The sequence below is a fragment of the Streptomyces sp. CNH287 genome (genome assembly GCF_000424825.1).
In genome coordinates, this window is sequence record NZ_AUKQ01000003.1 from 619327 (window position 1) to 632949 (window position 13623).

At 75.1% G+C, this 13623-nt stretch carries 12 protein-coding genes and 1 riboswitch; of the genes, 6 read left to right on the forward strand and 6 right to left on the reverse strand.

Going from position 1 to position 13623, the window contains the following annotated elements; all coding sequences use genetic code 11:
• Positions 1–121: 121 nt before the first annotated feature.
• The 3 genes from H299_RS0102655 to H299_RS0102665 form a co-directional block, all read right to left on the reverse strand.
• Positions 122–1393 (reverse strand): transglycosylase family protein, encoded by a 1272-nt coding sequence (locus H299_RS0102655; RefSeq protein ID WP_027747144.1) that lies wholly within the window; start codon positions 1391–1393, stop codon positions 122–124.
• A 5-nt stretch (positions 1394–1398) separates the two neighbouring features.
• Positions 1399–1583, reverse strand: a riboswitch (cyclic di-AMP (ydaO/yuaA leader).
• 652 nt (positions 1584–2235) lie between these two features.
• On the reverse strand, positions 2236–3189 hold the full coding sequence (locus H299_RS0102660) for an oxidoreductase (RefSeq protein WP_027747145.1): 954 nt from the start codon (positions 3187–3189) through the stop codon (positions 2236–2238).
• Positions 3190–3477: 288 nt separating this feature from the next.
• Positions 3478–3798 carry a cupin gene (locus H299_RS0102665; protein ID WP_027747146.1) on the reverse strand — a complete coding sequence of 107 codons (321 nt, stop codon included), beginning with the start codon at positions 3796–3798 and terminating at the stop codon, positions 3478–3480.
• A 102-nt stretch (positions 3799–3900) separates the two neighbouring features.
• On the opposite strand from H299_RS0102665, the gene H299_RS0102670 reads away from it, so the two are divergent.
• The gene (locus H299_RS0102670) at positions 3901–4611 is read left to right on the forward strand and encodes a helix-turn-helix transcriptional regulator (RefSeq protein ID WP_027747147.1); all 711 of its coding nucleotides are present in this window, start codon (positions 3901–3903) and stop codon (positions 4609–4611) included.
• 72 nt (positions 4612–4683) lie between these two features.
• Here H299_RS0102670 and H299_RS0102675 read toward each other — a convergent pair whose 3' ends face one another.
• Positions 4684–5112 carry a VOC family protein gene (locus H299_RS0102675; protein ID WP_051262039.1) on the reverse strand — a complete coding sequence of 143 codons (429 nt, stop codon included), beginning with the start codon at positions 5110–5112 and terminating at the stop codon, positions 4684–4686.
• A gap of 199 nt (positions 5113–5311) precedes the next feature.
• Between H299_RS0102675 and cutA the strand changes: the two genes are divergently transcribed.
• Positions 5312–5644 (forward strand): divalent-cation tolerance protein CutA, encoded by a 333-nt coding sequence (gene cutA / locus H299_RS0102680; RefSeq protein ID WP_027747149.1) that lies wholly within the window; start codon positions 5312–5314, stop codon positions 5642–5644.
• A 34-nt stretch (positions 5645–5678) separates the two neighbouring features.
• Here the strand turns inward: cutA and H299_RS0102685 are convergent, their stop codons facing one another.
• On the reverse strand, positions 5679–8003 hold the full coding sequence (locus H299_RS0102685) for a molybdopterin oxidoreductase family protein (protein ID WP_027747150.1): 2325 nt from the start codon (positions 8001–8003) through the stop codon (positions 5679–5681).
• 223 nt (positions 8004–8226) lie between these two features.
• Between H299_RS0102685 and H299_RS0102690 the strand changes: the two genes are divergently transcribed.
• The 3 genes from H299_RS0102690 to H299_RS0102700 all read left to right on the forward strand — a co-directional run bounded on the left by H299_RS0102690 (position 8227) and on the right by H299_RS0102700 (position 10655).
• Entirely contained in the window at positions 8227–8859 is a 633-nt protein-coding gene (locus H299_RS0102690; protein WP_027747151.1) for a helix-turn-helix domain-containing protein, read from the forward strand.
• A gap of 49 nt (positions 8860–8908) precedes the next feature.
• Entirely contained in the window at positions 8909–9052 is a 144-nt protein-coding gene (locus tag H299_RS39820) for a DUF6126 family protein (protein ID WP_199782380.1), read from the forward strand.
• Between the two features lie 223 nt (positions 9053–9275).
• Positions 9276–10655, forward strand: a complete 1380-nt coding sequence (locus H299_RS0102700) for a deoxyguanosinetriphosphate triphosphohydrolase (RefSeq protein ID WP_027747152.1) — start codon at positions 9276–9278, stop codon at positions 10653–10655.
• Here the strand turns inward: H299_RS0102700 and H299_RS40130 are convergent.
• Positions 10638–11789 (reverse strand): helix-turn-helix domain-containing protein, encoded by a 1152-nt coding sequence (locus tag H299_RS40130; protein WP_027747153.1) that lies wholly within the window; start codon positions 11787–11789, stop codon positions 10638–10640. The genes H299_RS0102700 and H299_RS40130 overlap by 18 nt on opposite strands.
• 558 nt (positions 11790–12347) lie before the next feature.
• Here H299_RS40130 and H299_RS0102710 point away from each other — a divergent pair.
• The gene (locus H299_RS0102710) at positions 12348–13616 is read left to right on the forward strand and encodes an FAD-dependent oxidoreductase (protein WP_027747154.1); all 1269 of its coding nucleotides are present in this window, start codon (positions 12348–12350) and stop codon (positions 13614–13616) included.
• Positions 13617–13623: the final 7 nt, after the last annotated feature.

Sequence of the window (13623 nt, forward strand, 5' to 3'; positions counted from 1 at the left end):
CCCGGGGCGGCGCGGGCCCGGGTGGGGGCCGGGGATGCCGGAGGGCGCCGCGTCCCTGGGGTGGGAGGCGGCGCCCTTCGGTGTGGGGATCGTTCAGGAGAGGACGATCACGGGTGGCGGGTCAGAGGCTGACGCCGTTCGCGCGCAGGTAGGCGATCGGGTCGATGTCCGAGCCGTAGGACGGGCCGGTACGGATCTCGAAGTGCAGGTGCGGGCCGGTGCTGTTGCCGGTCGAGCCGGACAGGCCGATCTGGTCGCCCGCGCCGACGGTCTGGCCCGCCGAGACGGAGAGCGAGGAGAGGTGGCCGTACTGGCTGTACTTGCCGTCGGTGTGCTTGATGACGACCTCGTTGCCGTACGAGCCGCCCCAGCCCGCGGAGACGACCGTGCCGTCGGTGACGGCCTTGACCGGGGTGCCGCTGGGAGCGGAGAAGTCGGTGCCGGTGTGGCTGCCGCTGGACCAGCTGCTGCCGGAGGCGCCGTACTGGGTGCTCACGGCGGAGTCGACCGGCGCCTGGAAGCCGCCGGTGTTGCTGCTCTCGGCTGCCGGGGCGGCGGCCTGCTGCTCGGGTGCGGCCTCGGGCTTCGGCTCCGGCTTCGGCTTGGCCTGCGGGGCCGCGGACGTCTCGGCCTTGGGTGCGGCGGCCTTGGGCGCTTCGGCCTTCGGGGCGGCGGCCTTGCCGTCGAGGGAGAGCTTCTGGTTCGGGTAGATCAGGTTCGGGTTGTCCCCGACGACCTCGCGGTTGTCCTCGTAGACCCGCTCCCAGCCGCCGTCGACGCCGTGGGCGGCGGCGATCTTGAAGAGGGTGTCACCGGAGACCACGGTGTAGTCGGCGGCGGCCTTCTGCTGCGGCGCGGGCGCGGCCTTGGGGGCGGCTGCCTTGGGTGCGGCGGCCTTCGGCGCGGGCGCGGCCTCCTTGGCCGGGGCCTTCGGTGCGGGCGCGGCCGGGGCCTTCTCGGCGGCCGGGGCGGCGCTCTCGGCCTTGCCGTCCGGGTTGATGTCCGGGGCGCCGCTGTTCTGGGTGAGCCCGGCCTTGGGGCCGCACGACGGCCAGGCGCCCGGGCCCTGCTCCGCGAGGACCTTCTCGGCGATGGCTATCTGCTGTTCCTTGGTGGCCTGGTCGGCGGTGGCGGCGTACTGGGTGCCGCCGAAGCCCTCCCAGGTGCTCTGGCTGAACTGGAGGCCGCCGTAGTAGCCGTTGCCGGTGTTGATCTGCCAGTTGCCGGTGGACTCGCACTGGGCGACCTTGTCCCAGGTGTCGACCGAGGCGGCGTTGGCGTTGCCCGCGCCGATCAGGGGCAGGGCGATGCCTGCGCCACCGGCGGTGAGGGCGAGCGCGGCGCGCGCGATGCGCTGGGTACGGGGGCGGCGATGACGTCCGCGTGCAGACATAGTGGTGTTCCTCTCCTACGCCTGCGAGGTGAGCTGTCGGGTTCGGGCTGGAGTTGCCCGGACACGGGCGGGTGCGGCGGCTGTCGCCGCACCGTGGCGTGTCTTCACCCCAAGCCGTGGCCGGATGCCGTGCGGCACCGGACGCGGCGCTTACCTGGGTCCCCCGCTCCTGCCGTAGCGGTGACGGTGACTCCTGCGCCGGGCGGCAGGACTAGGCGTCCCGGCGAAGGCCCGCTGCTAAGTGCTGCGGGATTCGAAACGAAAACACAACCGTTTCGCCGCGGCAAGGAAGGGACGTTTATCGGACGCCGAATCCGGAAATCTTGGACCCGCTCACGGAACAGTGTGCGGTGGCGCGTTGTCTCTGCGTAAATTCGATCTTTGCTTGGGCAATGGCAAGTACGTCGCGGGCCAGGAGAGTTGACCGTGCGTGGACGGCGGGGCGGCGGTGGGTGACGAGTGTGGGTGGCCGGCTTTGTTAGTCACGTCACGGCGGATCGCAGACGTCGTCATAGTGCATCGAAAGGAAGAAAACGGACTAAAGGTACTTAAGGCTTGTGAGAGCCAAGTCACCGTCAATGCGTCGGATTCGGCAGGGCGTTCGTGCCAAAATGCCCCGCCGCTCGGCACGGGTGCGGGCCACCGTGCCTGTCGTCCGACGGCGGAAACCGCCCGGGTGAACGCGACTTGACCCTCGTAAGGGCTCGTGGAACCGCTCGGCCGCGGCGTGCTCCGCTATTCACAAAGGCATTGGGGTACGGCGTCAATTCCGGCCTTTCCGGCGTCGTCACCGGTTCAGCGGCGGGAACGGCAGGAACGGTGCGGGGAATAGCCGCAGGAGATCAGTCCAGCGCCGGGTAGAGGACTCCGGTCAGCCGCTCCGAAAGGGCCCACAGCCGGGCCGCCGCCGTCGCGTCACGGGCCCAGGGCGCCTGCCAGGAAGGCCCCGGAGCGCCGCGTACGCCCAGGAACCGGGGGCCCGTGAACGAACCGCCGGCCGCTTCGGCGGCGGTGGCCGCGTACAGCGTGGGCGCCGCCCCCAGTTCCGGGGACGAGCCGATCAGGCCGCTCGCGGACCGCATGAGCCGCTCGTGGCCGCGCCGCCCCGCCAGCTTGGCGCCCTGGGTGTGCAGCTCGGTCGCTGCGTAGCCGGGGTGTGCCGCGACGGCCCGCAGCGGGCGGCCCGCCGTGCGCCGGGCCAGCTCGCGGGTGAACAGCAGGTTCGCCGTCTTCGAGCGCCCGTACGCCTGCCAGCGCCGGTACGGGCGCGGCTCGCGGCCGGTGTCCGCCAGCTCACGGAGCGCGTCGGGGTCGATACCGGCGAGGAGGTGCGCGACGCTCGACACCGTCACCACGCGCGGCACGCGCCGCGCCGCCCCGGACTCCGCCGCCAGCAGCCGTTCCAGCAGCAGCCCGGTCAGCGCGAAGTGGCCCAGGTGGTTCACCCCGAACTGCGTCTCGAAGCCGTCGGCGGTCGGCGCGTACGGCACGGCCATCAGCCCGGCGTTGTTGATCAGCAGGTCCAGCCGGTCGTACGGCAGGTCCGCCGCGAAGGCCCGTACGCTCGCCAGGTCCGCCAGGTCCAGCGGCCGGAACTCCACGTCCGCCTCGGGCAGCGCCTCGCGCAGCCGCGCCACGGCCGCCGTGCCCCGCCGCTCGCTGCGGCAGGCCAGCACGACGCGCGCGCCGCGCCGGGCCAGCTCCCGCGCGGTCACCTCGCCGATGCCGCTGTTGGCGCCGGTCACGACCGCGACCCGCCCGCTCTGGTCCGGGATCTCCCGTGCCGTCCAGCCCATCGTGTGCCGCGCTCCTCGTCTCGCCCGCCTCCGGGCACACAGCGTAGGGCGCAGGGGCCGCGCGTCGGGCGGGCCGGGCGGGTGGTCGTACGGGCGGCACGGGCGAGGGCGAGGCAGGCGTCCAGGGTGCGGCAGGCGTGGACGCCGCCGGGCAGTTCGCCGGTCCCGAGCCTTGCCCCGCCGCCGTGGTCCGCCGCTGCTGCCCGGGAGCCTCAGCCGGTGCGGCGGCGCGCGCTGTGCGGGGGCGCGCGGCCCCGCCCGGACGCGCCACCGCGGCCCGGAAGGCGGTCAGATGCCGGTGACCGTGGTCAGCAGCACCACGGAGTCGTCCAGCGCCTCCAGGCCGTGCCGCTCCTGCGGGATGCTCTGCACCTCACCCGCGCTCAGTTCCCGGTTCCCGCTCGCCGCGGTGAGCCGTACCCGCCCGCGCAGCACGTGCACCCCGGCGGCCGGGGGCGCGTTGTGCTCCTCCAGCTCGGCGCCGCAGGAGAGCGCGATGACGGTCTGCCGCAGCGGTCCGTCGTGTACGACCAGCTCGGCGCTCCGCCCGTGCGGGTCGTCCTTGGCCTTGGCCAGATGATCTTCCGCGATCCGGATGACGTCGCTCATGCGTCCATCGTCGCCGACCCCCGGCCGTTGGCAACCCGGGCACGCGCACCGGGCGGCCCGGGCGGCCCGGGCGGCCCGGTGCGCGTGCGGCATGCTGGAGCCATGTACGCGGAAGCGCCCTCGCGGCTCGGCGGCGGCGCCGTCCTCTGGTCCCGCACGGGCGGCGCCGCACCCGCCGCCGAGTCGCGGGTGCTGCCCGACGGATGCATGGACCTCCTCTGGAACGGCGGCGCCCTGCTGGTCGCCGGACCCGACACGCAGCCCCACGTCACCCCCGCCGCCCCCGGCACGCGCGGGCCCGCCTGGGCGGGGCTGCGCTTCGCGCCCGGCACCGGCCCCGCGGTGCTCGGCGTACCGGCGTACGAACTGCGCGACCTGCGGGTGCCGCTGGACGCCCTGTGGCCGCAGGCGCAGGTGCGGCGGCTGACGGAGCGCGTCGCCGCCTCCGAGGACCCCGGGGCGGCGCTGGAGGCGGTGGCCGCACGGGCGCGCCGCGCCCCGGACCCGGCGCGGGAGGCGGTGCGTGAGACCGTGCTCCGGGGCATACGGCAGGGCCGGACGGTGGCGGAGCTGGCGCAGGAGGCCGGGCTCAGCGAGCGGCAGTTGCACCGCCGCGCCCTGGAGGCGTTCGGCTACGGGCCGAAGACGCTGGCGCGGGTGCTGCGCATGCGGCGGGCGCTGCTGCTGGCGCGGGCGGGCCTGCCGCAGGCGGAGGTGGCGCTCACCGCCGGTTACGCGGACCAGCCGCACCTGTCCCGGGAGATCCGGGCGCTGACGGGTCTGCCGCTGACGCGGCTGCTGCGCTCGGGGTGAGGCACCGGCGCGTGCGCCGCCGAGGGGCGCGGGTCGCGGCCCGGCGTACGGGGGGACGGGCGCCGGTCGCGGTCAGCCGAGCGCGGCGAAGAGGCTGACCTCGTTCCCGTCCGGGTCGCCGACCACCGCGTAACGCTGTCCCCAGAAGGCGTCCCAGGGCTCCTTCACGCCCCGGTGCCCGGCCCCGGTCAGCTCCGCGTACACCGCGTCGACCTGGGCGGGCCCGTCGCACAGGAACGCCAGCCCGATCCGCCCCTCGCCCGTGGGCAGCTCCCAGCCGGGGTACATGGTCCGGATGACCTCGACGGTGTCCCAGCCCAGCCGTACGCCGCCGGGGCCGGTGACCTCGACGTGGGGCTCGGCGTCGGCCTCGGCGGGGATGTCCAGGCCGAGGCGGCGGTAGAAGGCGAGGGTGGCGGCCATGTCGGCCGCCACCATGCCGACGAAGTCGAACCGGGGCGCGTGGGGCGTGCGGGGCGCGTCTGCTGCGTGAGGTGTCATGCCCCGTACGTTAGGCGCGCCGCTCCGGCCCCGTCTTGAACGAATCGGCCGCGCCGCGTCCCGCAGCGCATCCCGGCAGGGTGCCGCTCGCGGCTGCCACCGCCACCGCCACCGGGAGGCGGACCCGCCCACCCGCACCGTGTGTGCCGGTCCGCTCATGCGCCGGTGGGACGCCGGGCCGGCCCCCTACGCTGCCCCCATGACCGAGATCCTGACCGTACTGACCACGACCGCCAGCGCCGAGCGGGCCGAGGCGCTCGCCCGCGGGGCGGTGGATCGGCGGGTGGCCGCCTGTGCCCAGATCAACGGGCCGGTGACCTCCGTCTACCGCTGGGACGGCGCCGTGCAGACCGACCCGGAGTGGCAGGTGCTGCTCAAGACCACCACCGCCCGCTACGGCGCGCTGGAGGCGTACCTGCGGGCGGCGCACGACTACGAGGTGCCCGAGATCATCGCGACGCCCGTGACGCACGGCGCGGCGGACTACCTCGCCTGGGTCGAGGAGGAGACGACGGCGCCGCCGCCGGAGTGAGCCCCGCGGCGCCGTTCCGGCACAGGCCCCAGGGTCACGCTCCCAGCGGCACGGCCTCGACGCGGACCGCGCAGACCTTGAACTCCGGCATGCCGGAGGTCGGGTCCAGGGCGGGATTGGTGACCGTGTTGGCGCGGCCCTCGCCGGGCCAGTGGAAGGGCATGAAGACGGTGTCCGGGCGGATGTCGGCCGAGATGCGCGCCGGGGCCACCGCCCGGCCCCGGCGGGACACCACCGCCACCGGCTCCCCTTCCACGGCCCCCACCTGTTCGGCGAGCTGGGGGTGCAGCTGTACGAACGGGCCGGGGGCGGCGGAGTTGAGCGACTCGATGCGCCGGGTCTGCGCGCCGGACTGGTACTGCGCCAGGACCCGGCCCGTGGTGAGGTGTACGGGGAACTCCTCGTCCGGCTCCTCGTCGGACGGGCGGTGGGTGACCGGCGCGAAGCGGGCCCGGCCGTCCGCGGTGGCGAACCGCTCCAGGAACAGCCGCGGCGTCCCCGGATGCCCGCCCACCGCGTCACCGATCGCGTCGCCGATCGCGTCGCCGATCGCAGCCCCCTCGGCCGCGCTTCCCCTCGTGCCCGCGCTCCCCGCGCCGGGCCGCTCCGGGCAGGGCCAGAAGAGGCCCTCGCCCTCCGCGATCCGCCGGTAGGTGATGCCCGAGTAGTCCGCCGGGCCGCCCGCCGAGGCGCGGCGCAGTTCGTCGAAGACCTCCTCCGGGTCGCTGGGGAAGCCCTTCTCCCAGCCCATCCGCCCGGCCAGCGCGTGCAGCACCTCCAGGTCCGTGCGGACTCCGGGCGGCGGCGACACCGCGCGGCGGCGCAGCAGCACCCGGCCCTCCAGGTTGGTCATGGTGCCCGTCTCCTCCGCCCACTGCGCCACGGGCAGCACGACGTCGGCCAGCGCCGCCGTCTCGGAGAGCACGACGTCCGCCGCCACCAGGAAGTCCAGCGCCCGTACGCGCTCCTCCACATGGGCCGCGCGCGGCGCCGAGACGACCGGGTTGGACCCCATCAGCAGCAGCGCGCGGACGCTGCCGGGCGCCGGGGTACCGTCCGCGTCGCCGCCGAGCGCCTCCAGCAGCCGGTACGCGCTGCGCCCCGGGCCGGGCAGCGAGTCGGGGTCCACGCCCCACACCCCGGCGACGTGTGCACGGGCCGCGGGGTCGGCCAGCTTGCGGTAGCCGGGCAGCTGGTCGGCCTTCTGGCCGTGCTCCCGGCCGCCCTGCCCGTTTCCCTGACCGGTCAGCGCGCCGTAGCCGGAGTACGGCCGCCCCGCGCGTCCGGTGGCCAGGCACAGGTTGATCCAGGCTCCCACCGTGTCCGTGCCCTTGGCCTGCTGCTCCGGGCCGCGCGCGGTCAGCACCATCGAGGAGGCGGCGTCGCAGAAGAGCGCGACCGCTTCGCGCAGCGCGGCCCGCGGCACCCCGGTGATCCGCTCCACCAGCTCCGGCCAGTGCGCCATGGCCGCGCCGCGCGCCTCGGGCCAGCCGGTCGTACGCGCGTCGATGAACTCCTGGTCGGTCCGGCCCTCGGCGACGACCAGGTGCAGCAGCCCCAGGGCGAGCGCCAGGTCGGTGCCGGGGCGGGGTGCGAGGTGCAGGTCCGCCAGGACGGCGGTCCGGGTGCGGCGCGGATCGACGACGATCAGCTTGCCGCCGTTCTTCCGCAGCTCGGTGAAGTAGCGCAGCGCGGGCGGCATCGTCTCCGCGAGGTTGGAGCCCACCAGGATCACGCACCCCGTACGCGGGATGTCCGCCAGCGGGAAGGGCAGCCCGCGGTCCAGCCCGAAGGCCAGGTTGCCCGCGGCGGCGGCCGAGGACATGCAGAAGCGCCCGTTGTAGTCGATCTGGGAGGTGCCCAGCACCAGGCGGGCGAACTTCCCCAGCAGGTAGGCCTTCTCGTTGGTCAGCCCGCCGCCGCCGAAGACCCCGACGGCGTCGGCGCCGTGCTCGGCCCGGGTACGCGAGAGGCCCGCGACGGTGCGGTCCAGCGCCTCCGGCCAGCTCGCCGGGCGCAGCCGCCCGTCGGCGTGGTCGCGCACGAGCGGGCCGGTGAGCCGGGAGGGGGAGGAGAGCAGGGCGGGCGCGGTCTGGCCCTTGGTGCACAGGGCGCCGCGGTTGACGGGGAAGCCGGGGCGCTTGCGCACCTTCAGCAGCACCGGGCCGCCGCCGCCGTCACCGTCGGTGGGAGCGTGACCGCCGGCGGGGGCGGAGGGAGGGGTGTCAGGGCCGCCAGGGGTGTCCGCGTCGTCATCCGTGACCTGCTGGAGATTCATCCCGCACTGTAAGGAGCAGTACGGGCAGTGCGTCTCGGTGAGGCCGGGCGTCGATGTCGCGCCCTGGGGTATATGTGACATGCGGTCAGTATGTGCCAACTGTGTTTCGCGCCGCCCCCTGTTCGCGTGACAGATCGCAGAAAAGCGCCTCAGCGGTTTCAGCGGCCCCAGCCGCGTCCCGCTCGGGGTGAGGTGCCAGTTCCGGATGGGCCGGCCGCGCGCAGACCGTCGACTCGCGCCTGTCATCTTTGCCTCAGAGGCAAAGAATTTGCCCCGCAGGCAGGCTCCTGCCTCAATGGGGGGCATGGCACCCGACCCCGGGCCCGACTCCGAGCCGGAGCCGTCCGACGCCCCCGCCCCCGCCGTCGCGCCCCGCCTGCACGAGCTGCGCCGCGCCGCGGGCCTCACCTTGGAGACCGTGGCCCGGCGGGTGGGGCTCTCGCCCGCGCACCTGTCCCGGCTGGAGACCGGCCGCCGCCAGCCGTCCCTGCCCATGCTGCTCACGCTGGCCCGTACCTACGGTACGACGGTCTCCGACCTGCTGGGCGAGGCGCCCCCCGAGCGGGAGCCGGTCATCCGCGCCGCCCGCGCCGAGGCGGTGGAGGCCGACGGCTGGGTCTACCGGGAGGCGGGCGGCTCCGGCCGGGCGATGCAGGCACTGCGGGTGCATGTGCCGGCGGGGGCGCAGCGCGAACTCGTCCGGGTGCATCCGGGCGAGGAGTGGCTGTACGTGCTCGCGGGCGAGCTGCGGCTCGCGCTGGGCGAGGCCGAGCACCTGCTGGCGCCGGGGGACTCGGCGCACTTCGACTCGCGTACCCCGCACCGCATCAACGCCGCCACCACGCAGGGGGTCGACCTCCTCTTCGTCCACACCCTGCTGCGCAGCAGCGCCGCCGAGCTGTGCTTCGGCAGCGGCACCTCCCACCGCATCCACTGACCGATCCACCGACCCGATCACCGATCCGGAACCGAGGCGGGACGAGACCATGGAGAAGGAAACGACGGGCAAGGAGCGCGGCGACGGACGCTTCCCGCGCGGGCTGGCTCTACGCCTCTTCGCCTATCTGATCGCGGGCCACTTCATCGCGGGCTTCCTCTATCTGCTCTTCGCCCTCGGCGGCGCGGAGTAGCGGCGCGTGTGCCGGGCGGCGATGGCCGTGCGCTCCGGGGACGGGGTGGTGTTCGCCGCCGAGGCTCCCGTGCTGCGCGCCCCCCCCGGGCGCGCGTCCGGCGCCGGGCCGTGGCCGTCGCGGCGGTGCGTGGCCGTCGCCCCGCGTCACGCCGGGCCGGTCCGAGGCAGCGCCCCGCCCGCACACCGGCGCCCGCCGCTCCGCGCGGCGTACGGTCGGGCACATGCACGGCACCCAGGGCGGCGACCACACCCCCCGCACCTCCAGCACCCGCACCTCCGGCGCACCCGGTCCCGCCGGACCCTACGGCCCCGCGGACGCCGAGCGCTGGGCGCCCGAGCCGGACAAGCGACCGGGCCGCACCGCCTTCCAGCGCGACCGCGCCCGCGTGCTGCACTCGGCCGCGCTGCGCCGGCTGGCGGGCAAGACCCAGGTGGTCTCCGCCGCCCCGGCGGCGTGGGAGGAGCCGGGCGACCTGGGCGCCAGCGCCTGGGACGCCAGCCCGCGCACCCGGCTGACCCACTCCCTCGAATGCGCCCAGGTCGGCCGGGAGCTGGGCGCCGCGCTCGGCTGCGACCCGGATCTGGTCGAGGTCGCCTGCCTCGCGCACGACCTGGGGCACCCTCCGTTCGGGCACAACGGCGAGCAGGAGCTGAGCCGGATCGCCGGGCCCTGCGGCGGCTTCGAGGGCAACGCGCAGTCCCTGCGGCTGCTCTCCCGGCTGGAGCCGAAGCGCTTCGCCGACGAGAGCGGCCACCCGCGGAGCGTCGGGCTGAACCTCACCCGTGCCGCGCTGGACGCCGCCACCAAGTACCCCTGGCCGCTGGGCGGCCGTCCGGACGACCCCGGTTCACCGAAGTTCGGCGTGTACGCGGACGACCTGCCCGTCTTCGACTGGTTCCGGCGCGGCGCACCGGGGACCCGGCGCTGTTTCGAGGCCCAGGTCATGGACTGGTCGGACGACGTGGCCTACTCGGTGCACGACCTCGAGGACGGCCTGCACGCCGGTCACCTCGACCCCGGCGTGCTCCGCGCGGCGCCCGAGCGCCAGGAGGTCTTCGCCGTCGTCGCCGCCCGCTACGCCCCCGGCGCCGAGCCCGCCGAGCTGGCCGCCGCACTCGACCGGCTGCTCGCCCAGGAGTGGTGGCCGCACGGATACGACGGCACGGCCCTGGCGCAGGCCCGGCTCAAGGACGCCACCAGCCAGCTCATCGGCCGCTTCTGCCTGGCCGCCGAGGGCGCCACCCGCGCCGCGTACGGCACCGGCCGGCTCACCCGCTACGGGGCCGAGCTGGTGGTGCCGCGCGCGGTGCGGCTGGAGTGCGCCGTGCTCAAGGCGGTCGCCGACCGCTTCGTGATGCAGCGCCCCGACCAGGAACGCCTGCGCGCCGAGCAGCGCATCGTGCTCGCCGAACTGGCCGACGCGCTGGTGCTGCGCGCCCCCGTCGGGCTGGACCCGCAGTTCCGCGCCCTGTTCGAGGAGGCGTCCGACGACACCGCGGCGCTGCGCGTCCTGGTCGACCAGATCGGCTCGCTCACCGACGCCTCCGCACGCGCCCTTCACGCGCGCCTCACCCGGCCCGCGTCACCCCGCCCGCGGTGAGCCGTTGAGCAGCGCCTCGCCCAGCGGGGTGCGGGAGTGTACGACGGAGCTGCCGCGCCGCCGCGACGCGACCAGGCCCGCCTCGCGCAGCACGGAGGCGTGCCTGCTGGCCGTCGACGGCGCCAGCCGTAAGGACGCGGCCAGCTCGGTCGTCGTCATCGGGCCGTCCAGGGTCTCCAGCAGCTGGGCGCGCGAGGCGCCGATCAGCTGGGCCACCATCGGGTGTGTGCCCGCGCCCTGCGCGGCGCCGCGGCTGCGGCCGTCCGGGTCCGTACGCCGCGCCCACCCGGCGCCCTCCGGCCGGGCGCCCTGCCCGGCGTCCGCCGCGTACGCGCCGGCCGGACCGCAGCGGCTGTCGCCGGGTGCCCGGTCGCGCCCGCGCATCAGCCAGCCCGGTGCGGGCGAGAGCGGATGGACCAGCACGGGCGGCAGCGCCGCGTCGGCGATGGCGACGGGATTGCGCACGCAGAAGAAGGACGGCACCACCCGTAACGGGCGCCCCGCCAGTCGCAGCTCGCGGGGGAAGGGGTACGGCGCCAGCAGGCTGCCGCCCTCCGCCCGCCACGCCGACTGGTCGCCGTAGCTGGCCAGCAGTCCGGTCGGGCCGCCGCGCAGGCTGGCCTCCGCCCGCCCGGCCCGGTCGGCGGCGGCCTCGGCGCGGATCTGAGGCAGGTACGGGCGCACCGCCACGGCGTAGTACCGGCGCAGAGCCTCGCCCAGCCAGGCCAGCGCCTCGGTGTCGCCGGCGGCGAGCAGCCGGGCGCCGCGGGGGAGCCGGCCGCGGGTGTCGGCGTAGAGCCGGTTCAGCTCCCTGGCCAGCCGCGTCCTGGGGGTGGAGAGCACCAGGTCGAGACCGGTCTCCAGGTCCTGCCCGTCGGCGCTGCCGGCGGCGGGGGTGAGGAAGTCGGGGAAGTACTTCGCGTTCGGGCACAGGCGCGCCAGCGACCGCACCGTCCGGGTCAGCCCGGCCCGGGCGAGACCCGCGAGCACCTCACGGCGCCAGGGGACGTAGGCGAGCGGCACCTGTTCCCGCTGCAACAGGTGGAGGCTGAGCGCGGCCTCCCAGAGCGGGTCGGGGCCGTCCGCCACCCGCAGCTGGTTCAGCTCTTCGCTGCTGAAATCGATCCGCAGCATCCGCGACCGCCCTCCCCGACCCGCCGGACGTCTCACCGTAGGAAGAAGGACGCGGAATGAGACATTCCATTTGCATTCTCCACGAAACCATCGCGAATCATCCTCACACGGAGCATCCTCGTGGCGTGGTGGCGGAGCGTCGTCCTCGGGGGAGCCGTCCCTCCGCCACCAACTCCGGTCCGGCCCGGGCCGCGGGTTCGCTGCGCTCACTCCGTCCCTGCCCTCATTCCCGGTCTCCGCAGGCCGAGCGTGTTCGCAAGGCTATGGACACGTCCTCGCACCGGACGTACGTGGGCGGCTCCGACAACGCAAGGGGCACCTCCCGGCGATGCCAGGGAGAGGGCATGGGGGCCTCCGCCGGCCCGAAGGGCCGAGGGGCGCGTGCCAGGCGTCGCAAGCCGACCGCCCATCCCGCCAGGGAATCTACGGGCGTAGCGCGAGAGCCGCCGCCCGTACTCCACTCCTTTGCCTCTTCCCGCAGCACAGCCGATGCGGGACGCTCCCTGTAACGGTATCGGGTAAACACCGGGGGAGCGCGTGACAGCGAGGAGGCATCAAGTGGTCGACGCACATCGGACGTTCGTCATCATCGGCGGTGGCCTGGCCGGAGCCAAGGCGGCGGAAACGCTGCGCGCGGAGGGCTTCAGCGGCCGGGTCATCCTGATCGGTGACGAACGCGACCACCCCTACGAACGTCCCCCGCTCTCCAAGGGCTACCTCATCGGCACCGACGAGCGCAGCAGCGTCTTCGTCCACGAGCCCGCCTGGTACGCGAGCGCCGACATCGAGCTGCACCTTGGCCAGCCCGCCGTCCACATCGACCGGGAGGCCAAGGCCGTCCGGCTGGGCGACGGCACCCGCGTCCACTACGACATGCTGCTGCTGGCCACCGGCGCGGAGCCGCGCAGGCTGGAGATCCCCGGCACCTCCCTCGCCGGGGTGCACCACCTGCGCCGCCTCGCGCACGCCGACCGGCTGCGCGGCGTCCTGGCGGCGCGTGGCCGGGAGCAGGGCCACCTGGTGATCGCGGGAGCGGGCTGGATCGGGCTGGAGGTCGCCGCCGCGGCGCGCGGGTACGGCGCGGAGGTGACCGTCGTGGAGTCCGAGCCGGGGCCGCTGCACACCGTGCTCGGCCCCGAACTGGGTGCCCTCTTCACCGACCTCCACCGGGAGCACGGGGTGCGCTTCCACTTCGGGGCCCGGCTGACCGGGATCGGCGGGCACGCCGGCGTGGTGTCGTCCGTGCAGACCGACGACGGCCAGGAACACCCGGCGCACGACGTGCTCGCCGCCATCGGCGCCGCGCCCCGCACGGGCCTCGCCGAGTCGGCCGGCCTGGAGCTGGCGCCCGGGCCCGGAGGCGGCATCGCCGTGGACGGCTCGCTGCGCACCAGCGACCCGCACATCTTCGCCGCCGGGGACGCGGCGGCCGTCGAGCACAGCCTGCTGCACACCCGGCTGCGGGTCGAGCACTGGGCCAACGCGCTCAACTCCGGTCCGGCCGCCGCGCGGGCCATGCTCGGGCAGGAGGTGCGCTACGACCGGGTGCCGTACTTCTTCTCGGACCAGTACGACGTCGGGCTGGAGTATTCGGGATACGCGCCGCCGGGCTCGTACGACCAGGTGGTCCACCGCGGGGACGTCGCCAAGCGCGAGTTCATCGCCTTCTGGCTGAGCGGTGACCGGGTGCTGGCCGGGCTCAACTGCAACGTCTGGGACGTCACCGACCCCATCCAGGACCTGATCCGCTCCGGCCGCCCGGTCGACCGGCGGGCGCTCGCCGACCCGGACGTGCCGCTGACCGAACTGCCCGCGCCGCGAGCCTGACGGGGGC

What these genes read in the sequence shown, in the direction of transcription:
- H299_RS0102655 (WP_027747144.1), bottom strand. Translation starts at nt 1,393, where the DNA reads ATGTCTGCACGCGGACGTCATCGCCGCCCCCGTACCCAGCGCATCGCG.
- H299_RS0102660 (WP_027747145.1), bottom strand. Translation starts at nt 3,189, where the DNA reads ATGGGCTGGACGGCACGGGAGATCCCGGACCAGAGCGGGCGGGTCGCG.
- H299_RS0102665 (WP_027747146.1), bottom strand. Translation starts at nt 3,798, where the DNA reads ATGAGCGACGTCATCCGGATCGCGGAAGATCATCTGGCCAAGGCCAAG.
- H299_RS0102670 (WP_027747147.1), top strand. Translation starts at nt 3,901, where the DNA reads ATGTACGCGGAAGCGCCCTCGCGGCTCGGCGGCGGCGCCGTCCTCTGG.
- H299_RS0102675 (WP_051262039.1), bottom strand. Translation starts at nt 5,112, where the DNA reads ATGACACCTCACGCAGCAGACGCGCCCCGCACGCCCCACGCGCCCCGG.
- cutA (WP_027747149.1), top strand. Translation starts at nt 5,312, where the DNA reads ATGACCGAGATCCTGACCGTACTGACCACGACCGCCAGCGCCGAGCGG.
- H299_RS0102685 (WP_027747150.1), bottom strand. Translation starts at nt 8,003, where the DNA reads ATGTCACATATACCCCAGGGCGCGACATCGACGCCCGGCCTCACCGAG.
- H299_RS0102690 (WP_027747151.1), top strand. Translation starts at nt 8,227, where the DNA reads ATGGCACCCGACCCCGGGCCCGACTCCGAGCCGGAGCCGTCCGACGCC.
- H299_RS39820 (WP_199782380.1), top strand. Translation starts at nt 8,909, where the DNA reads ATGGAGAAGGAAACGACGGGCAAGGAGCGCGGCGACGGACGCTTCCCG.
- H299_RS0102700 (WP_027747152.1), top strand. Translation starts at nt 9,276, where the DNA reads ATGCACGGCACCCAGGGCGGCGACCACACCCCCCGCACCTCCAGCACC.
- H299_RS40130 (WP_027747153.1), bottom strand. Translation starts at nt 11,789, where the DNA reads ATGCTGCGGATCGATTTCAGCAGCGAAGAGCTGAACCAGCTGCGGGTG.